Origin of the sequence: Streptomyces phaeofaciens, from assembly GCF_014648915.1 — a bacterium.
GTDB lineage: Bacteria > Actinomycetota > Actinomycetes > Streptomycetales > Streptomycetaceae > Streptomyces > Streptomyces phaeofaciens.
Window position 1 is genome coordinate 1 of sequence record NZ_BMSA01000003.1, and the last position, 19,625, is coordinate 19,625.

17 protein-coding genes and 1 pseudogene are annotated in these 19,625 nt (G+C 70.0%); 6 read left to right on the top strand and 12 right to left on the bottom strand.

All coding sequences use genetic code 11. The annotated features are described in order from the left end of the window. On the bottom strand, window positions 1–686 hold a 686-nt coding region (locus IE275_RS06970), incomplete at its 3' end, for a bifunctional DNA primase/polymerase (protein ID WP_189708777.1). A gap of 203 nt (window positions 687–889) precedes the next feature. On the opposite strand from IE275_RS06970, the gene IE275_RS06975 reads away from it, so the two are divergent. Then, window positions 890–1,918, top strand: a complete 1,029-nt coding sequence (locus IE275_RS06975; protein WP_189708779.1) for an SRA domain-containing endonuclease — start codon at window positions 890–892, stop codon at window positions 1,916–1,918. Here the strand turns inward: IE275_RS06975 and IE275_RS06980 are convergent. The 8 genes and pseudogenes from IE275_RS06980 to IE275_RS45820 all read right to left on the bottom strand — a co-directional run. Beyond that, complete coding sequence (locus IE275_RS06980; RefSeq protein WP_189708782.1) at window positions 1,903–2,247, bottom strand: hypothetical protein; 345 nt, start codon at window positions 2,245–2,247, stop codon at window positions 1,903–1,905. The genes IE275_RS06975 and IE275_RS06980 overlap by 16 nt on opposite strands. Window positions 2,248–2,267: 20 nt before the next feature. Next, window positions 2,268–2,546, bottom strand: a complete 279-nt coding sequence (locus IE275_RS06985; RefSeq protein WP_189708784.1) for a hypothetical protein — start codon at window positions 2,544–2,546, stop codon at window positions 2,268–2,270. Window positions 2,547–2,561: 15 nt separating this feature from the next. Further along, a complete protein-coding gene (locus IE275_RS06990) occupies window positions 2,562–3,005 on the bottom strand; it encodes a hypothetical protein (protein WP_189708786.1) in 444 nt (147 codons plus the stop codon). Window positions 3,006–3,187: 182 nt separating this feature from the next. Then, window positions 3,188–5,206: a plasmid transfer protein TraB gene (gene traB, locus IE275_RS06995; protein ID WP_229870165.1), complete on the bottom strand. Its 2,019-nt coding sequence runs from the start codon at window positions 5,204–5,206 to the stop codon at window positions 3,188–3,190. Window positions 5,207–5,273: 67 nt separating this feature from the next. Then, window positions 5,274–5,876 (bottom strand): plasmid transfer protein TraA, encoded by a 603-nt coding sequence (traA, locus tag IE275_RS07000; protein ID WP_189708790.1) that lies wholly within the window; start codon window positions 5,874–5,876, stop codon window positions 5,274–5,276. A gap of 16 nt (window positions 5,877–5,892) precedes the next feature. Next, the gene (locus IE275_RS07005) at window positions 5,893–6,387 is read right to left on the bottom strand and encodes a hypothetical protein (protein WP_189708792.1); all 495 of its coding nucleotides are present in this window, start codon (window positions 6,385–6,387) and stop codon (window positions 5,893–5,895) included. A 48-nt stretch (window positions 6,388–6,435) separates the two neighbouring features. Further along, window positions 6,436–6,774 (bottom strand): RRQRL motif-containing zinc-binding protein, encoded by a 339-nt coding sequence (locus IE275_RS07010; protein WP_189708794.1) that lies wholly within the window; start codon window positions 6,772–6,774, stop codon window positions 6,436–6,438. Continuing rightward, a pseudogene (locus IE275_RS45820) lies at window positions 6,771–7,214 on the bottom strand (DUF2637 domain-containing protein); the annotation flags it as partial. The gene IE275_RS07010 and the pseudogene IE275_RS45820, both read right to left, overlap by 4 nt. Before the next feature lie 70 nt (window positions 7,215–7,284). Between IE275_RS45820 and IE275_RS07020 the strand changes: the two are divergent. Together IE275_RS07020 and IE275_RS07025 are read left to right on the top strand one after the other, a co-directional pair. Beyond that, on the top strand, window positions 7,285–8,043 hold the full coding sequence (locus IE275_RS07020) for a GntR family transcriptional regulator (protein WP_189708798.1): 759 nt from the start codon (window positions 7,285–7,287) through the stop codon (window positions 8,041–8,043). Then, on the top strand, window positions 8,040–8,702 hold the full coding sequence (locus IE275_RS07025) for a P-loop nucleotide/nucleoside kinase family protein (protein WP_229870144.1): 663 nt from the start codon (window positions 8,040–8,042) through the stop codon (window positions 8,700–8,702). The genes IE275_RS07020 and IE275_RS07025 overlap by 4 nt, the downstream gene beginning before the upstream one ends. A gap of 17 nt (window positions 8,703–8,719) precedes the next feature. Here the strand turns inward: IE275_RS07025 and IE275_RS07030 are convergent, their stop codons facing one another. Further along, window positions 8,720–9,778, bottom strand: a complete 1,059-nt coding sequence (locus tag IE275_RS07030; protein WP_189708801.1) for a serine/threonine-protein kinase — start codon at window positions 9,776–9,778, stop codon at window positions 8,720–8,722. Window positions 9,779–9,802: 24 nt separating this feature from the next. On the opposite strand from IE275_RS07030, the gene IE275_RS07035 reads away from it, so the two are divergent. Beyond that, complete coding sequence (locus tag IE275_RS07035; protein WP_189708803.1) at window positions 9,803–10,261, top strand: hypothetical protein; 459 nt, start codon at window positions 9,803–9,805, stop codon at window positions 10,259–10,261. Window positions 10,262–11,545: 1,284 nt separating this feature from the next. Here the strand turns inward: IE275_RS07035 and ppdK are convergent. Further along, window positions 11,546–14,293 carry a pyruvate, phosphate dikinase gene (gene ppdK, locus IE275_RS07040; RefSeq protein ID WP_189708805.1) on the bottom strand — a complete coding sequence of 916 codons (2,748 nt, stop codon included), beginning with the start codon at window positions 14,291–14,293 and terminating at the stop codon, window positions 11,546–11,548. A gap of 444 nt (window positions 14,294–14,737) precedes the next feature. Further along, window positions 14,738–15,943: an ROK family transcriptional regulator gene (locus IE275_RS07045; protein WP_189708807.1), complete on the bottom strand. Its 1,206-nt coding sequence runs from the start codon at window positions 15,941–15,943 to the stop codon at window positions 14,738–14,740. Window positions 15,944–16,063: 120 nt separating this feature from the next. Between IE275_RS07045 and IE275_RS07050 the strand changes: the two genes are divergently transcribed. Further along, the gene (locus IE275_RS07050; protein WP_189708809.1) at window positions 16,064–17,518 is read left to right on the top strand and encodes an MGH1-like glycoside hydrolase domain-containing protein; all 1,455 of its coding nucleotides are present in this window, start codon (window positions 16,064–16,066) and stop codon (window positions 17,516–17,518) included. Continuing rightward, window positions 17,515–19,455, top strand: a complete 1,941-nt coding sequence (locus IE275_RS07055) for an amylo-alpha-1,6-glucosidase (RefSeq protein ID WP_189708811.1) — start codon at window positions 17,515–17,517, stop codon at window positions 19,453–19,455. Before IE275_RS07050 ends, IE275_RS07055 begins: the two co-directional genes overlap by 4 nt. Window positions 19,456–19,625 lie beyond the last annotated feature (170 nt).

The following is a 19,625-nucleotide window of genomic DNA, read 5'->3' on the forward strand; positions in this document are numbered from 1 at the left end:
ACGGTCGCGTGCACCGCGCCGCGGGCCTCGCCGATGCGCTGCACGGCCATGGCGATGCCGCGGTCCAGATAGGTGGGCGTTCGGTGGCGGCACTCCCCGCCACCGGCCAGGGCGGGTACGGCGATGGCATGGGGCGCCGGCCGGACCGCGGCAGGCTCCTTCACGACCAGCGCCCGCACCGCATCCGGCAGCTCGGCCATGCGGCCGCTGCCGGGACCGAGCCACCGGGCGTAGGCCATGGACGACTTGACGTCGACCCCGGGGCGCACGTGGTTCGCCGACCGCGTCGCGCCCTGGTAGATCCAGTGCTGCCCCCTAGTTGTCGGCACGGTGCGGGTCGCGGGCAGGCTCTGGCGGGCCCAGTCGACGGCTGCCGCGTCGTCCAGGTCGACCACGGTGAGCCCGGCGCCGCCGGGGTGGTAGGCGACGGCGCCGGCGCGGCGCCACGCGGACGCCCACCGCGGGGAGGTGAGGGTGGCTGCGTCGGTGGTGGCGGCGGCCCAGGCGTGGCAGACGTCGGGGCAGTGGCAGGGGCCAGCACTCTTCATGTTCGGCCGTCCACCGCACGCGTTGGCGGCGCAGTTGGGGCAGTTACCGAACGGCACCTTGCCCGCCCGCAGTGGCAGAACAGGCACGGCGCGTGCGGCCAGCGTGAGCGCGGTGGCCAGCAGGGCGGGGGTGGTCACGCGGCCACCCCCAGCGCGAGGGCAGATAAGGCGGGAGCTCGCCGGATGCTGATGAGTTGGGTCATGCTTGATGTCTCCAGTCCTGTGAAGGGTGCTGGGTGATGAGGGCGGCCCCGCGTTCTTGCCGGAAGGGGGGTCGCCCTTTCGCCTGGCTCCGGGAAATCGGGCGGCGGGGTGTCAGTGGGGGTGGTTAAGGTCGCGGCATGACGACGACCGTTGATCTTGTGCCGGGTAGGTTGACGACGCGCGATGCGATCGCGGCGGCCTACGGCTGTGGCACGTTCCAGGGCATCGAGCCGGCCGATGATGCGGGCAAGGTGTTCGTGTACTCCGACCCGTCCGCGGGCGAGGAGTACGGCTACACCTTCGATGGGCGGGCCGAGGACGACGAGTTCGGGCCGCTGTACCTGTACACCGGCGCCGGTGCCAAGGGAGATCAGAAGCCTTCCGGCCGTAACGGCTCGCTGCTGACTCACGCCGAGAAGGGCCGTGAGGTGCATCTGTTCGTCGCTCACGGCAAGGTGCCGGGTAGCGGGGCGATGCAGCAGCGCTACATCGGGCAGATGGTGGTGGACCCCATCACGCCCTACGAAGTTCGCCGCGGGCCCGGCCGGGACGGCGTGATGCGCGATGTCCTGGTCTTCCGGTTCCGGCCGGCTGAGGGAACCACGCCGGCATGGACGGAAGCCGACCGGATGCCGGCCGCGGCGAAGTCGGACGTCGAGATCACCGAACCCGTGGTGGAGGTGGCGGAGCCCGTCACGCTGCCGAAGCAGAGCGGTGCGCAGGTCAAGAAGACCGAGCAGCACAGCACCGCGGAGACGGTTGCGGACATTCCCGCCGGCCAGCGCAAGGTGCTGCGCCGTGAAGGCGAGCTGGTCAAGGCGTTCGTGGCGCACCTGACGGCGGCGGGCCATGAAACCCACAGCTTCCAGATCACCATCAAGGGCGAGCCCGGGGCCCTGACGCCGGACCTGTACGACGCGACGGACCACGCGCTGTATGAGGCCAAGGGACTGACGACCCGCGCCAACGTCCGCATGGCGATTGGCCAGTTGGCGGACTACCGCCGCCACATCCCCGGGCGCAAGGAACTGCGCGTCGCTGTGCTGCTGCCGAGCGAGCCCACCGAGGATGTGAAGGATCTCCTCGGCGAGGAGTACGTGGAGCTGGTCTACCAGACCGAGGACGGCGGGTTCGCCGGCTGGCCGCTCGCCTACAACCAGCCGTAGCCGCCGCGGGCGGCACGGGTCCCCCGCGCGCCAGAGCGAAGGTGGGCGTACTGCTGGCGGACGTAGGCGCGCGGGTCGCAGATCACGGCCGGCGGGTCGACGTCGAGCAGCTGCACCGCGGCCGCGTACGCGGCCGCGGTGGCGTCGCCGTCGTCGGGGTCGGCGAGGGCGACGCGGTCGAGCAGGGCGGCCTTGCGCAGGTAGTACTCGCGGTCCAGCGGTGCGAGGCACGGGGTGGCAGCGAGGGTGCGGGCCACCCAGCTGATCTCGCTGAGGATGCTCGGGACGTCGGCGTATGCCTGCTCGGGGGTGGGCCACTGTTCGGGCACGGCTGTTCCTCCGCTTGGGGCTAGAAGGGGGGTTCGTCGCTGTAGCCGGCGGGGCCCCACGGGTCGCGGTCGTCGCCGCGGCGGCGCCGCCACCGGGGCAGGGGCAGGAGGACCAGGCGGCGGGTGTCGTCCCAGCAGGGGCAGACATCCCAATCGGTGCCGGCGTACTCGCCGGTGTGGTCGCAGTAGGGGTGCTCGGTGCCGCCCTCGCCCCGGCAGTCCGGGCAGTGAGGGTGAGGGGTGTCGGTGAGGACCAGCGCTCGGCGCGGCCAGTCGTCGACCTTGATACGCAGTCGCATCGGTGCGGGCTCCTTTCAGCCGTAGAACTTGTTGCGCTTGATGACGGCCTTGCGGATGTTGACCGTGGTCCCGCCGCCGTGGCGGTTGCTGCTGAAGATCTGCACGGCGATCCATCCGCCGAAGATGACGGCGGCGAGGGTGATGAGCTGGGTGACCAGCGCGGCCAGCGCGGTGATGAACGTGGTGAGCATCAGCAGTCCGCCGCAGACGGCGAGGAACCCGACGCCCCCGAGGGCGACGTTCACCGCCGTCCGGGACACGGCCGGCCGCGTGGCGACCGGTTCGGGCTGCACGGGGCTGACGGCGTAGCCGGTGACGACCCGCCCGTCGGGCAGGACGACGCTCGCCACGGCGGGGACGTGCGCCGGCTGCTGCACAGCGAGCGGGGTGCTGGGCGGGTGGGTGAGCGGCTGCGGCTGGTGTACCTCGATGGCCGCCGGCTGGTTGGGGTGGGGCATGGCAGATGCCTCCGCAGGGGTGTGCCGCGGGCCCGCGCCGTGGGAGGGCGCGGGCCCGTGCGGGTGGGTGTTAGGCGCGCGTGAGTGGGGTGTTACGGGCCGGCGTGAGGGCGCGTAACAGCGGGTCTGCCTAGGGGTTTGGGTGTGAGGGGCCCGTAACGGTGTTACGGGTGTCAGGGGTGTTAGGCCGCGGCAAGGGTGGGCACGATGCGCCACCGTCCGGTGGTGTTCGTCGCTTCCAGGCGGCCGTCCGTCGCGGCTTCCTTGAGGCGCAGGGACACCCAGGAGCGGGAGAGGTGGTTGCGGTCGCACCAGTCGGTGAAGTCGACCGGCCCCACGACCATCTGCCCGGCCGTCTCGAACTCGGCCAGCGCCCGCGCGAACAGTTCCCGCGCTTCGTCCGGGGACGGCTTGCGCCCCTGCTCGCGTCCGAAGATCGGGGCGTCGTCGCCGTCCTCGGCGTCGGGGAGTTCGGCGTCGGGGTCGATGCCGGCGTCCTCGGGGTCGACCAGCAGCCCGCCGCCGTACGCCTCCATGTCGTCCTCCTCCTGGACGGCCCGCAGCGCAGCCGGCTGCGGGGCGCCGTCGGCGGTGGTGCGGCCGGTGTAGGCGCGGCCGGCCACGCTGGTGGCGGCGCCGGCGGTGATGGGGTCGGCGGTCGCGCCGTTGCGCTGGGCCCATGCGGCGAGCTGTTCCATGACGGGCACGGCGCGGGCGGTGAAGCGGCGGGTGCGGCCCGGGGAGGGGTAGCGGTCCTCAGGGATGCCGGGAGAGACGACGTAGCAGTAGCCGGGGCGCCGGTTGCCCCACGCCCCGGGGTGGGCGCCCGCGTCCAGCACCGTTTCGGGGAGGGAGAACCCTTCGTCGCGGGGGTCGCAGCCGAGCGCGATCACGGACGGCAGGGAGGCCCGGGTGGAGGTGGACATCTGGTCGTAGGAGGGCCGCTGAAGCGACACGATCAGCGAGATACCCGCGGAGCGGGCTTCCTGCGCGATCCCGGTGAACGCGTCGTCGCCGAGCGCGCGCAGAGTGTTGGCGGCCTCCTCGAACCAGGCGACCAGGAACGGCATCCCTACGCAGCCGCACGCCCGCCCGCTCTGGCAGGAGTGGGCGGGGTCGTTCTGCTGCTGCGCGGCGGCCGGTACCCACTGGCGGTAGCCGTGGGCGCCCAGCCAGCGGGTACGGGCGGGAATGACGGCCTTGACCGCCTCCACCATCACCTCGGTGTCCGTGCCGCCCTCGGCCGCCCAGTCCAGACCGGGGCGGAGCGGGGCGAAGTCCTGGAACGCCTTGGGGTCGGAGAACCACACGATGACGTCCCGCCGGGACAGGATCTCCGTCTGGAGATTCAGGGCGGTGTCGCCCTTGCCGGATCCGGTGCCGCCGGCTACCAGCACATGGGTGGAGTTACGGCCCGCGTCCGGGTCGCCCGGCAGCCAGATCACGAGCAGGGATCCGTCGTCGTAGCGGCCGATGACCAGCGGTTCGGCGATCGAACCCCCCAGATTCGACGGCCCTTCCCACTCCACTTCCTCCGCGAGCATGTCCTCGGGGACGATGACCAGCTCGCCGCGGCGGGAGGATCCGGCGTCCGGGGTGTAGCGGACGGCGGACGTCGGCAGGTCCAGCGCGGACGCGATCCGGGCCAGCGCCTTCGTCACGTCGTCGTTGGTCTGCTCGCCCGCCACCACGGCGAGCGGGGCGGTGACCCGGTTCGGCTCCACCTTGGCGGCGCCGATCTGCGCCCGCGCCAACCCCACCTTCTCCAACAGCCCGCCATCGGCACTGCCGCTGGCGGCGCCATCGGGGGTGTGGCGCAGGACCATGCGAACGTTCCACGACAGCGCCGCCACGGGCCCGCCCATCAGGAACATGTCGTCGATCGGCCCGGCGGTGGGTCCGGCGAGGCAGGCCGCGGTGACCCACGCGGAGCCGGCGGCGACGGTGACGGCGGAGTGCAACCGACGCTGGGGGCTGGTCGACTTCCCCGCCCACCACGTCGCCCCGGTGAGGGCGACAGAGGCGAGGGTGAGGCCGACCCCGGCGCCGGCGCTGCCCTCCCACCGCCAGTTCCCCAGCGCCCCGGCCAGGCCGGTACCGGCCCACCCGATCCACGGGGGCAAGTGCGGCTTGGCCCGGTGCAGCAGGTACGCGCGGACGCTCCCGCCCGACGACCCGTCGGGCACGGCGTAGGTGGCCATGGTCCGGCCGTCGTCCAGAAGATCGGTGACGTTGCGGCGGTTGTTCCTGGTCATGCGGCGGGTCTCCTTACTGCTGGTGCCAGTTCATGACCGGCTGCTGCGGCTTGCGGGCACGGTGACGGACGCGGTTGATCTCCTCCTCGAACTCCTGCTGGAACGTCGAGTAGCAGGCGGCGGCGTTCTTCGCCGCGTCCCGCAGGGCGTCCGCGGAGCGCTGCATCTTGCGCGCCACCTTCGCGGCCCGGATCCGGGAGCCGAACGTGCGGCCCTGCGGGTCGGGGACCGCGGCCAGGACGCCCTTCATGATTTCGGCGCCCATGGACACCTCGATGGACAGAGTCACGGCCGCGGCGCGCAGGGTGTTGCAGTACTGCCGCACCTGCGCCGGCGAGCCGAACTCCGGCGACGGCAGCAGCGCCTCAGCATGCGGCCGACCCCCACCCCCACCGCCGCGGGCGGGGGTCTTGGTGTTGTTGACGGTGACGTTGATCGGCGGGACGAACGAGCCGCCCAGCGCGCCGACGAACCCGCCCGCGGCGGCGCCAGCGTTGGCGAACTTGTTGGGCTTGTCCGCGCCGTCACGGCGCGGGCGCGGGCGGGTGAACGGCTGGTCCGCCTGCCGCGTGGCGAAGTCGCGGACCCGGCCGGCGGAGCTTCGGCTGTCTGCCATCAGGCTGTCTCCCTGATCAGTGCGTGCGGCGGACGATGAGCCAGGCGGTCTGTGCAGTGATCCACATGAGCAGCCAGACCAGCTCTAACGGCCCGGCGAGCGGGCCGAAGCCGGCCGCGAGTGCCGCCCAGGCGGCGGTGAGGGTGGCGAGCAGGGCCAGGCCGGCGCGCCACAGGGCGACCGTGCCGCGGCCGGGCCGGCGGACCTGGAGGAACCACAGCCACGCCCCCGGCGCCGCAGCGAGCGGGGCTAGGACCAGGCCGGTCCACCAGCCCAAGACGTGCAACAGGCCCGTGACGGCGAGGGCGACCAGCGCGAGGCCGGTCGGGGCGAGCGCCCGCCGTCCCTTCCAGACGGCGCGGCCGATGAAGCCGGCCGCCTCACGGGCCAGGGACGGCGACTCGGGGACGACGATCACGAACGGCTGCGCGCCGCGGCGCCCGCGCTGACGCGGGATCTGGACGGTGTGCACGGCCCTCTTCGGGCCGCCGGCACGGGTACGACTGGACACAGCGAAGCTCCTTGATCGGAGGATGGTTGAAGGTGCTGTGCAGGTGAGTCAGGCCGCGGCCTGGTCGTCGGGGTAGGTGCAGGGCACGCACATGCCGAGTTCGGCCGGGATGACGTAGCCGGTGTCCCGACGGCACTGCGGGCAGGTGCGGCGCGCGGCGTTTGCCTTGTCCAGTGCCGCCTGCTTGGCCGGCGTCATGGGTCGTACAGGCTTGGCGCCGTCGACGCTGTAGAGGTAGGCGACCAGCGGGCCGCGCCGGTAGCGGGGCCGCTCGATCTGCGCGACCACATCCTGGCCACCCGGCCGCAGTCCCTTCGCACGAAGCTGACGGCGGGTGGCCAACCCGTCCGGCGCCAGGCGCCAGGGGTAGACCGGTAAGGCGCTCATCCGTGACTCACGATCGCGAGTTCTGCGCCACCCTGGCCCGGTTCGCGGTACTCGACGTAGCGAGCGGAGACCCACCCGACGGACCAGCCGCACAGATCGGCCGCGCGCCGCACCGACACGCCCTCGGCCACCGCGGCGGCGACGATCCGCCGCGCGTGGTCCTCGGGCAGCTTGGTGTTCACGGGCGGACCATCCAGCAGCGCGGCGTGCTCACGGCGGGCGGCTTCCGCACGCTCACGGGCCTCCCTCGCTACCCGTTCGGCCGCCTCGCGTTCAGCGTGTTCACGATCACGCTCGCGCTGTTCACGCTCGCGTTCACGGCGTTCACGCTCCTCGCGGTCAGCAGCCTCGTGCGCTGCCCGCTCCTCGCGCTCCTCCCGCCGCCGGCGCTCCTCGCGCTCCGCTGCTTCCGCGGCAAGGCGGGCTTCGTGTTCACGCTGTTAGGGTTCCCTGCGGTGTCAAGCGGTAAGGTAGGGAACCTCAGGGATGTGACGACAGGGAGCAGGCGACATGGCAGGCCAGGCCGACAATCGGGCCCCGTACGCGAAGATTGCCGCCCACTACACGGAGTTGATTACCTCTGGTCAGCTAGAGCCGGGAACGCTCTTGCCGAGCATCAAGAACCTCGCGGAAGAGTGGAGAGTGAGCACCGCGACGGCTGAGAAGGCGCTGCGCAAGCTGCGCAACGAGGGTCTTGTCCGAGGGATTCACGGAATCGGGACAGAGGTTCTGGACCAGCCGGCTCCGATGTCTTCGGGAGCCCAGCGCCAGGACCGAGGGCGCCGTACCGGGTCCAGTTGGGGAGCGGGCGAAAGGTCCGACTCGCATCAGGCCGCCGTGGTGCCCGCACCCGCCGAAGTGGCCCAGGCGCTGGACATCAAGCCCGGCTCCGATGTGATCCGCCGAAGCCGGGTCTACCGAGACCGGCACGGCATCGTGGCCCACAGCACGTCATGGATTCCCGCCCGGTACGGGAAGCTGATTCCCCAACTGGCGGCGAGTGAGCGCCTGACAGGTGGAACATCACTCCAGCTCATTGCCCAAGTGACCGGCCACCCGATCAGCCACCGCATCGACACCGCCTCTGCCCGCCTGCTCACGCCGGAGTATGTGCGTCTCTTGGAGCTGGATCCCGAAAACCCGCCAGCAGAACCGGTGGTCGTGATGACAGCAAAGTTCGTCGACACCGAGGGCAACATCGTGGAGTACGGCGTGGACCTCGGGGGCCCTGGCCGCACATGGCGCACGGAGTCGGAGGTCTCCTCGTGACGGTCGTGGATGACACGCTCGCGAAGGTGCCCGAAGAGCGCCTAGGGTCATTTCTTGCGGCCCACAGGGCTGGCACAATCACGCTCGAAGCCGAAGCGGAGATGGCCACCATCTCCCAGACCATGACGAGACCGATGTCACCACGCCCACCGTTCTGCGTCCTAATGGCCGGGCTCCCCGGCTCCGGCAAGACCACCCTTTCCCGCGCCCTCACAGATCGTGGGTTCGTACGGCTGTGCCCGGACGAAGAGATGTACCGCCGACATGGCGTCTACGGAGTCGACTTCCCGCGGGGCACCTTCCCCGTCCTTGAACGGCCGGTCCTTGAGGATGTCGCAGTTGAACTGCGCGAACTGCTTCAGGCGGGGCGTGATGTCGTGGTCGACCACGGCTTCTGGACGCCGGACGACCGCGCCCTGTGGCGAACCATCGCGACCGACGCCGGCGCCACTCCGCTGCTGGTCTATCTCGAAGCAAGCCATGACGAACTCTGGTCGAGAATCAACAAGCGCAACGAGTTCCACGCTGACGATCCGAACTCGATCTACTTTTCTGAGAGCGACCTTCAGCGCTACCGCGCCCGCTTCGTTCCCCCTGGGGCAAACGAAACGCATCTCACGTACCACGGCGATCCTGCGGCCGTGATTTCGGCACTCTAATTTACTTAGAGCGGCCCTTAAAGTTTCTTCATCGCCTTCCGCAGTTCAGTTAGAAGTTGCGAAGGTGTCAAATCATTCTTTTCGTGCTGCCTTCCCCGTCGCCCCGTTGAGAGCTGAACCTGGACTGCGAACTTGCCAGACTTCTCGCGGACGGCGCAGACCTCTACACCCAATGCGGTTTTCGTGGCGCCACCAAGGAAACACGCTTCATGCCCTTGATGGGAATGGATGCGTCGCCAGGGGCGAGGGTAGTGGGAACAAGAAGCAAGTTGATTGGCGAAATCCTGCGCACTCTTGGGTCGCTGAGCCGGGTCGAGGGACATTCCCTGTTCTACTGTTCGGGCCACACTAGGCGATACGTGTGGGGCGAGAGAGCGTAGGTCCAAGAATTCCCCGGCAAGGATCTTCTGTCTTCTGTCTTCATTCTTTATGCTGCGTGGGCCGGTAGGATAGTGGCCGGTGAGCAGATAGAAGACGGTTGCCGCCAGAGAGTAGATATCCGTGGCAATCGAGCATCCAGGATTCTCCGGAGATACAACTTCGGGTGCAACGGTAGCGTACGAGCCATTTGCCGAAGTTTTGCCGTCGGCATCCATCGCGGCTGCCATACCCAGATCGCCTAGTAGCACGTCGCCGTTGTCATCCAAGTAAGCGTTGCCGGGCTTCACATCGCGATGCAGCAAGCCCTCCCTGTGCATGCGATCCAACCCGTAGCCCAAGTGCTCTCCCCAGCGAACCGCAGATAGAGAGTCCACTCCGAAGCCGTCTGCTACATCTTCAAGATCGCCACCAGTGATCACGGGCGTGGTGATATATCGAATGTCTGTGTCATCCACGAGGTCTGCGTTGAGTACTCGAAGGAGATAGGGACTGCGCAGACGCTCAAGAACCTGCGCCTCGTCCCACGTGGCAGGCTCATTCTGCTTAGGGGTTAGCAGCTTGAGCGCCACCTCGTTTCCCAGGTGATCGTCCGCGACGCGGAAGACATCGCCGGTTGAGCCGCTGCCGAGGCGTCCAAGTACCTGGTATCGGCCGTCGATTCGGTCGCCGGCTTGCGCGGCCGGGAGTGCAGACATGACCAACACCCTATAGTGCTTGTCATGTTGGTGCTGGGAGTGAGCGTTGGCTTTCCGACGCCGGGCAAGCCCGTAGTCAGTCTCGTCCTCCTTGAAGGGGGGCGAGAGGAGCCGAGTTTCGTGGAGTCCTGCGAGATCAAGACGGCCGAGAAAGAGATCGCCGATCAAGTAATTGATCTTGGTCGCAAGTTCCTGAGCAAACTCTCTGGACTTAAGCCGGAGATTGTGGTAGTGCGCATCGCAGATATTCCAACGAGGGCCAGTAGAGCAGCAGGGCCGCGACACCGTCTCATGATTGAGGGTGCGTTGGCCTACGTGTGTAACGAACAGAAGGTGCGGAATGTCATGCTGTGCACTGGCAGGGAGGTGGGAATCGCGCTTGGAATGAGCAAGGCTGATGCCTTGGCTTGTGGGGAGCATCTTGACGCGAAGCACCCTGAGGCTGCCTCGGCAGGAATTGTTGCCTTGCCATCAGAGTCCTGAGTCAGTGGTGCGGCCGCCAGCTTGCCAGGAAGTAGTGTGAGTTTCGTTGAGTACAACGAGTTCGTCTACGCCGCAATCAGCGGCAGCAGCAGCGACGTCTGTTACCTGGTGTAGCACGGCCGCCCGAATGTGGTTAGCGCCGGCGTGACGCGCTGTTCGGGCAGCTTTCGCGACAGAGGTGCCGCTGGCAAGGTTTACGTCGATGATCAACACTTTGGATCCTGTGCTTCCACCGCCAATGAGACCCATTAGGTCATCGGACGCAAGGAGTACGGCGCTTACCAGGCGCTCTGCTACGGGACTAGCCGCGATCACCGTTTGCGCTCCGAAGGCGTGCGCAACTTTCGTGACCTGCTCCACAGCGGCACGCAGCTGGTCAGGCTGCGCAAGTCGATCAATGTTGGTCTGCGCCGTTCCGACAGCTGCTAGCAAGTCGCTCATGCACGTCACCCCTCATGCTTTCAGCCCGCTGCCTTGCCTCAGTCTCACCCGCTCAACGAGGCGTTGCCAACACCGTTGCGCAAGCCGTTACCGAAGCCTCGCAGCGGACGAAAACCGGTTGCCTCATCGGTGTGCTTGGGTCACATCGGCGAAGGGAAGCATCCTACTTCCCGAGCGATTCAGGTGTCAGAACGTCCCATAGAGTGAGTCCAGCTGGTGGTGACTTCAGCTTCCAAGACCGGGACGAGCTACCCCGTGGTATGCCTCGCCGTGGGAGCTTGAGATTGCGGAGCGTTCGGTCGGGCGGTCGCTAGGGCCACCCTCCCTGCGGGCGCCAGGTAGAGGTGCAGTATCAGGATCGGCAATCCGTCGGCTGGCTGTGCCGAGGGGGCTACTGCGAGCCAGTTTCCCCAGACGTCCCCCGAACTGACCCCAGTCACCCGTAGCCCCAGGTCAACTAGGGCGGAGGCAGCCCGCTGTAAATCTGCTGGCCTCGCCTTCGGTGCCGGCGCATGACGGGACTCAACCGCGCTGGGAGGGCACAACGAGGGCACAACGGCTTCAGACGAGCCCAACGGCAACCAACGCCAGCAAACGCCGTTTCGCCTGGTCAGCGACTTAGCTTGACAGTCTTCGCAGATGATGCATGAGAGGGCGGCACCCCCGCACAGGGTGCCGCCCTCCTCTTGCGGTCCGGAGCCGCCGCCGATCGGTGAGGGTCGGGGACCAGCGGCGGCTCCGGGGCCAGAGGGGATCGGCGGTCGGCGCCGATCACCCGAAGCGATCAGCACTCCCGCCGATCGCCCGGAGGGGATCGGCGGGAGGCGCCGATCCCCTCAAGGTTCAGCGGTGGTCGCTTCCCGTCGACTGCGTAGCCGCCCGGCCCGCCTCCAGGCGGGCCACCGGGATGCGGAAGGGGGAGCAGGAGACGTAGTCGAGTCCCACCTCGTGGAAGAAGTGGACGGACTCCGGGTCGCCGCCGTGTTCGCCGCAGACGCCCAGCTTCAGGTCGGGGCGGGTGCGGCGGCCGGCCTCCGCCGCCGCCTTCACCAGGGAGCCGACGCCGTCCTTGTCGATCGTCTCGAAGGGGGAGACTCCGAAGATGCCCTTCTCGAGGTAGGCGGTGAAGAAGGAGGCCTCGACGTCGTCCCGGCTGAAGCCCCACACCGTCTGCGTGAGGTCGTTCGTGCCGAAGCTGAAGAACTCCGCCGCCTCCGCGATCTGACCGGCGGTCAGTGCGGCGCGCGGCAGTTCGATCATCGTGCCGATCGCCAGCTTGAGCGCCACGCCCGTCGCCGCCTCGACCTCGGCGATGACCTCGTCGGCCTCCTCGCGCACGATCTCCAGTTCCTGGACCGTGCCCACCAGCGGGATCATGATCTCCGCGCGGGGGTCGCCCTTGGCGTTCTTGCGTTCCGCCGCCGCTTCGGCGATCGCCCGGACCTGCATGGTGAAGAGGCCGGGGATGACCAGGCCGAGGCGTACGCCGCGCAGGCCCAGCATCGGGTTCGCCTCGTGCAGGCGGTGGACCGCCTGGAGCAGGCGCAGGTCGTTCTCGTTGGCGTCCTTGCGGGCCTCCGCGAGCGCGACCCGGACCGACAGCTCGGTGATGTCGGGGAGGAACTCGTGCAGCGGCGGGTCCAGCAGGCGGACCGTGACCGGGAGGCCGTCCATCGCCTCGAAGAGCTCGACGAAGTCCTTCTTCTGGAGCGGCAGCAGCTGCTTCAGGGACTCCTCGCGCTCCTCGTCGGTGTCGGCGAGGATCAGGCGCTCCACGAGTTCGCGGCGGTCGCCGAGGAACATGTGCTCGGTGCGGCACAGGCCGATGCCCTGGGCGCCGAAGCGGCGGGCGCGCAGCGCGTCCTCGGCGTTGTCGGCGTTGGCGCGCACGCGCAGCCGGCGCTTGCGGTCGGCGAAGGCCATGATGCGGTGGACGGCCTCGACCAGTTCGTCGGCGTCGTCGGCGCCGGCGTGCATCCGGCCCTCGAAGTACTCCACCACCGGGGACGGGACGACCGGGACCTCGCCCAGGTAGACCTTGCCGGAGGAGCCGTCGATGGAGATGACGTCGCCCTCCTCGACCACGTGGCCGCCCGGGACGGTCATCCGGCGGCGCTTGGTGTCGACCTCGAGCTCCTCCGCGCCGCACACGCAGGTCTTGCCCATGCCGCGCGCGACGACGGCCGCGTGGGAGGTCTTGCCGCCGCGCGAGGTGAGGATGCCCTCGGCCGCGATCATGCCGTCGAGGTCGTCGGGGTTGGTCTCGCGGCGGACGAGGATGACCTTCTCGCCGGAGCGGGACCACTTGACGGCGGTGTAGGAGTCGAAGACGGCCTTGCCGACCGCCGCGCCCGGCGAGGCGGCGATGCCCCGGCCGACCTTCTCCACCTTCGCGTCTTCGTCGAAGCGGGGGAACATCAGCTGGGCGAGCTGGGCGCCGGTCACTCGCTGGAGCGCCTCGGTCTCGTCGATGAGGCCCTGGTCGACGAGCTGGGTGGCGATGCGGAAGGCCGCGCCGGCGGTCCGCTTGCCCACGCGGGTCTGGAGCATCCACAGCTGGCCGCGCTCGATGGTGAACTCGATGTCGCAGAGGTCCTTGTAGTGGTTCTCCAGCGTCTCCATGATCCCGAGCAGCTGGTCGTACGACTTCTTGTCGATCTGCTCCAGCTCGGCGAGCGGGACGGTGTTGCGGATGCCCGCGACGACGTCCTCGCCCTGGGCGTTCTGGAGGTAGTCGCCGTAGACGCCCTGGTGGCCGGAGGCGGGGTCCCGGGTGAAGGCGACGCCGGTGCCCGAGTCGGGGCCGAGGTTGCCGAAGACCATGGAGCAGACGTTGACGGCGGTGCCCAGGTCGCCCGGGATGCGCTCCTGGCGGCGGTAGAGCTTGGCGCGGTCGGTGTTCCAGGAGTCGAAGACCGCGTGGATGGCGAGGTCCATCTGCTCGCGCGCGTCCTGCGGGAAGTCCCGGCCGGCCTCGGCCTTGACGATCCTCTTGAACTTGGTGACCAGCTTCTTGAGGTCGGCCGCCTCCAGTTCGGTGTCGACGGCGACCTTCTTCGCCGTCTTCGCCGCGTCCAGCGCGTCCTCGAACAGCTCGCCGTCGACGCCGAGGACGGTCTTGCCGAACATCTGGATGAGGCGGCGGTAGGAGTCCCAGGCGAAGCGGTCGTCGCCGGCCTGGGCGGCCAGGCCCTGGACCGACTTGTCGGAGAGGCCGATGTTCAGGACCGTGTCCATCATGCCGGGCATGGAGAACTTCGCGCCGGAGCGGACGGAGACCAGCAGCGGGTCGTCGGCCTGGCCGAGCTTCTTGCCCATGCGCTCTTCGAGGGCGACGAGGTGTGCACTCACCTCGTCACGCAGTGCCGCGGGCTCCTCGCCGCTGTCGAGGTAGACCTTGCAGGCCTCGGTGGTGATCGTGAAGCCGGGAGGGACGGGGAGGCCCAGGTTGGTCATCTCGGCGAGGTTCGCGCCCTTGCCACCGAGGAGGTCCTTGAGGTCCTTGTTGCCCTCGGTGAAGTCGTAAACGAACTTCACGTCCTCAACGCTCGCGGCCTGATCGGCTACCTGAAGATCTTTGTTTTCCGACACGGGTCTCGACTCCTCGAGGACGCGGTGGCTGCCCTGACGGCCAGGAACATACCCAGATCGAAGGCGCCTGGGTACGTCCACTTGTGCGTCATGCGCCTGTAACCAATCGTCCGCCACCGGATCGAAAGTCAAAGCTTGGCAAGCGCAGAGCCGCCGATGTTTTCACTTCTTGAACACAGTCACCCTGACAGACCCCCGAAAGCGCTCACATGAGCAGCATAGGGGTACATCTGATTTCGATCGATGAACGATCAAGGGGTGGCACCGAGTGCCACCCCTTGATGTCGTGCAGTCGCTCTTGATCCGCTCATCTGAGCAATGCCCCCCTCAGGGGTGGCGAGAATCACGCTTCGGTCGGCGCCCCGATGTCACCATGCGGACGGGTCCCGAGACAGGTCACAGCGCGTCTCCCCGGACGAAACACGGCTGCCACACGAGCGTCCCTCAGACCCCCAGCGCCAGCAACCGCTCCTCCACCCGCTCCGGCGCGTACAGGTGCTCCACGACCATCGCACCCGCTCCCACCAGCGCGGCCCGCTCCCCCAGCCGGGAGGTCACCACGTCCAGCCGGGCGGTGGAGCGCGGCAGCGCCCGCTGGTAGAGCAGCTCGCGCACACCGGTGAGGAAGGGGGTCCCGGCCAGATCCCCGGCGATCATCAGCACGCCGGGGTTGAGCAGCGTCACCACCGTCGCCAGTACGTCCCCGACCCTGCGCCCGGCCTCGCGGGCCAGCGCGGCCGCCTCCGGATGCCCGGAGGCGAGCAGGTCCCGTACGTCCGAGCCGGAGGCGGCCCGTATCCCGGCCTCGGTCAGCTTCCGGGCCACCGCGCCGCCGCTGGCCACGGCCGCGAGGCAGCCGTACGACCCGCAGCGGCACAGGGAGTCCGCGCCCTCGGGGACCCGGATGTGCCCGATGTCCCCGGCGCCGCCGTCGATGCCCCGGAAGACCGAGCCGTCGACCACGACCCCGGCGCCGATGCCGGTGGACACCTTGACCAGCACGAACGCCGAGCAGTCGGGATGTCCGGCGCGCTGTTCGCCGTACGCCATGAGGTTGGCGTCGTTGTCGACCAGGACCGGGACCTTCGTCGCCCGGCCGGTGCGCTCGGCGAAGGCTCTCGCGAGGCGGCCCCTTATGTCGTAGCCGTCCCAGCCCGGCATGATCGGCGGCTGGACGACCCGGCCGGTCTCGTTGTCGACCGGGCCGGGGACGGCGAGGCCTATGCCGCCGACCTCCTCGGCGCGGTGGCCGGCCTTCTCCAGCAGCTCGGCGAACCAGCCGCCCAGCTCGCCCAGCACGGCGTCCGGGCCGTCCTCGACGACCAGCGTGCCGGAGTGCTCGGCGAGGATCTCGCCGGTCAGCGTCAGGACGGCAGCCCGCGCGTGCCGGGTGTCCAGGTCGGCGGCCAGCAGCACCGCGTGGGCGTCGTCGAACTCCAGGGTGATGGAGGGACGGCCGCCCAGCGGGGAGTCGACCGGGCCGCCGGCCCCCTCGCGCAGCCAGCCCGCCCGGAAGAGACGGTCCAGGCGCTGGCCGACGGTCGCCCGGGACAGGCCGGTGGCCTGCTGGAGCGCACCGCGTGTCGTCGCCCGTCCCGTGCGTACCAGTTCGAGCAGATCTCCGGAGCTGGCCTGTCCCCGTCCCGTCATGCGCACCCCCTTGTGTTTCTCAAGCTTGCATTACATATTGAGTTTTGCGTGTTAAATAGACGTAACCCTACGGTAGCCGCTGCCGAACCGAGCGGCACTGTCGTCTTCGGGGAGCCCCGAGTGGATCGCACCGCCCAGCTCATCGCCCGCCCGACGGAGCACACCGTCGTATACGATCCGGCGGCTCCGCCGGGTTCGCCGCACGTCAGGGCGGCGGAGGTGCTGGAGCGCAACTGGACGGGCACATCGACGGTGCCCTCACGCGGTCTGTACCCGCACCAGTGGTCCTGGGACTCCGCGTTCATCGCGATCGGCCTGCGGCACGTCTCGCCGCGCCGGGCGCAGCAGGAGCTGGAGACGCTGCTGGACGCCCAGTGGGGCGACGGACGCGTCCCGCACATCGTCTTCAACCCCTCCGTACCGCACGACGCGTACTTTCCGAGCCCCGACTTCTGGCGCTCCTCGACCGCGGGGCGCGCTGCGGGCGCCCCGCGCACCGTACAGACCTCCGGCATCGTGCAGCCACCGGTGCACGCGCTGGCGGCCTGGCTGGTGCACCGCGCCGATCCGGGACTGTCCCGGGCCCGCGGCTTCCTCGCCAAGGTCTACCCCCGGCTGGCCGCCTGGCACCGCTATCTGCTGCACCGGCGGGACCTCGGCGGCGGCGGACTGGTGTCCGTCGTCCACCCGTGGGAGCAGGGGATGGACAACGCTCCCGCGTGGGACGCGCCGCTCGCCCGGATCACCCCGGCCCCGGCCCGCTCCTTCCGCCGCGCCGACCTCGACCACGGGGCCGCCGACGACCGGCCGACGGACCTGGACTACGGGCGGTACGTGCGGCTGGCGGCCGACTACCGGGACGGCGGCTACGCCGACGGCGCGGACCGGGGGGCGGCCCACCGGGCCCGGGGCGAGGACGCCCATGGGCGAGGGGCGGGTGGATTCGCCGTCGAGGACCCCGCCTTCAACGCGCTGCTCATCGCCTCCGAGCACGCCCTCGCGCGGATCGCCCACGAGCTGGGGGCCCAGGCCACGGCCCGCCACGCGCGCGCGGAGCGGCTGACGTCCGCGCTGGTGGACCGGCTGTGGGACCCGGACGAGGGCATGTTCCTCTGCCGGGACCTGCGCGGCGGCGGGCTGATCCGGGAACGCGGGGTCTCCGGACTCGTCCCGCTGATCCTGCCCGGCCTGCCGCGTGACGTGGTCGCGGCCGTCGTACGGACCCTGCGCGGCCCGCACTTCGGGGTCGGTACGGCCACCCGGCTCGTCCCCAGCTACGACCTGCTCGGCGAGGCCTTCGACCCGCACCGCTACTGGCGCGGCCCGGCCTGGTTCAACACGGGCTGGCTGATCGAGCGGGGCCTGCGGCTGCACGGCCGGCTCCAGGACGCGGACGCGCTGCGCGAGGCCGTCCTCGGCACCGCGCTCGCCTCGGACTTCGCCGAGTACGTCGACCCGTTCACCGGCGAGGCGTGCGGCGCGACCGGCTTCAGCTGGACCGCCGCGCTCACGCTCGACCTGCTCCACCACGACACCACTTCGAGCACGGGAACCAAGGGAGGGGACCGGCGATGACGGACCGGCATCATCTGCTCGTGTACGGCGGGACGTTCGCCGCCGTGGGCGACCACGGGGACATCAGCGGCGTACGGGGCGCCGGTTCTTCCCCCGAGGGATTGTTCGTGCGGGACGCGCGCCACCTCAGCCGCTGGCAGCTGACGGTGGACGGCGCCGTGCCGGAGGCGCTGGCGCCGGTCGCGGACGGCGACACCGCGCGCTGTGTGCTCGTCCCGCGCGGCGGCCGCAACGAGCCGCCGGCCTGCACGGTCTTCCGTGAGCAGGCCGTCGGCGACAGCTCGTTCGTGGAGTCGCTGCGGGTGGTCGGCAACCGTCCGGTGGCGACGACGGTCCGGCTCGCGGTCACCGTCGACGCCGACTTCGCCGATCAGTTCGAGCTGCGCTCCGACCACCGTACGTACACCAAGACGGGCGCCGTGCGCGGCCGCCAGGTGCTCGAGGACGGTGTGGAGTTCACCTACCGGCGCGGCGAGTGGAAGTCCTGTACGACGGTGACGGCCGAGCCCGCCCCGGACGCCGTCGAGGAGACCGGCACCGGCGCCCGGCGCCTGGTCTGGAAACTGGAACTCGCCCCGCACGGCTCCGCCGAACTGATCCTTCGGGTGATGGCGCGGCCGCACGGCGAGAAGCGGGCGCTGCGGGTACCGCGCTCCCCCTCGGCATTGGCCGAAAAGCTGCTTGCGCAGGAGGGGGAGTTCGTGGAAGGCGTGGCCTTCCCGACCGGCTGGCCCGAACTGGCGGCCGCCTGCGCCCGGGGGCTGGCCGACCTGGCAGCGCTCCAGGTCCACGCGAGCGGTCCGGACGGCGAGGAACTCCGCGTCCCGGCCGCCGGAGCGCCCTGGTTCCTGACCCTGCTCGGCCGCGACGCCCTCCTCACCTCTCTCTTCGCGCTCCCCTACCGCCCGGGGCTCGCCGCCGCCACCCTCACGGCGCTCGCCGCCACCCAGGCCACCGAGACCGGTCCGCAGGCGGTGTCCCAGCCCGGCAAGATCGTCCACGAGGTACGGCACGGGGAGCTGGCCCACTTCGGGCAGGTCCCCTACGGGCGCTACTACGGCTCGGTGGACGCGACCCCGCTCTTCCTGGTCCTGCTCGGCGCGTACACCGAGCGGACCGGCGACACGGCGACGGCCCGCCGTCTGGAGCGCAACGCCCGCGCGGCCGTCGGCTGGATGCTCGACCACGGCGGGCTCACCTCGCGCGGCTATCTCGTCTACCGCGCCGACCAGGGCGGCCTCGCCAACCAGAACTGGAAGGACTCCCCCGGCGCCATCTGCTCCGCGGACGGCACCCGCGCCACCGGAGCGGTCATGGCGGCGGGGGCCCAGGGGTACGCGTACGACGCGCTGCGGCGCACGGCGTGGCTGTCCCGCACGGCGTGGGGCGACGAGACGTACGCCGCGCTGCTGGAGCAGGCGGCCGCGGACCTGCGCGACCGGTTCCAGCGGGACTTCTGGGTGCGGGAGCGCTCGTTCCCCGCGCTCGCGCTGGACGGCGAGGGCCGCCAGGTCGACGCGCTGGCCTCCGACGCCGGGCACCTGCTGTGGTCCGGTCTGCTGGACAAGGAGTACGGCGAGGTCGTCGGCCGGCGTCTCCTCGAACCGGACTTCTTCTCCGGCTGGGGCGTGCGCACGCTGGCCTCCGGGCAGCCGGCGTACCACCCGCTGTCGTACCACCGGGGTTCGGTCTGGCCGCACGACAACGCGCTGATCACCCTCGGCCTCGCCCGCTACGGGCTGCACGACGAGGCCCGGCAGGTCGCCCACGCCCTGGTCGACGCGGCGACGGCCACCGGGCACCGCCTCCCCGAGGTGCTCGCGGGCTACGGCCGCGACACCCACGCGGAACCGGTGCCGTACCCGCACGCGTGTGTGCGGGAGTCCCGGGCGGCGGCGGCCCCGTTGGCGCTGCTCACGGCGGTCGGGGGTGCGTGACGGCACGCCCGGCGTGCCGCTTGGCGTGACGTTTGCACGGTGTTTGCCGAGCACTGGACGAGGGGGCTGAACGCGGGGCGGGGGCAGGCCGTACGAAACTGAGGCGGATCCGACGTCCGATGCCGGATCCGCCGAACCACCGGGCTTCGTACGGAAGGACCCTCGGGTGC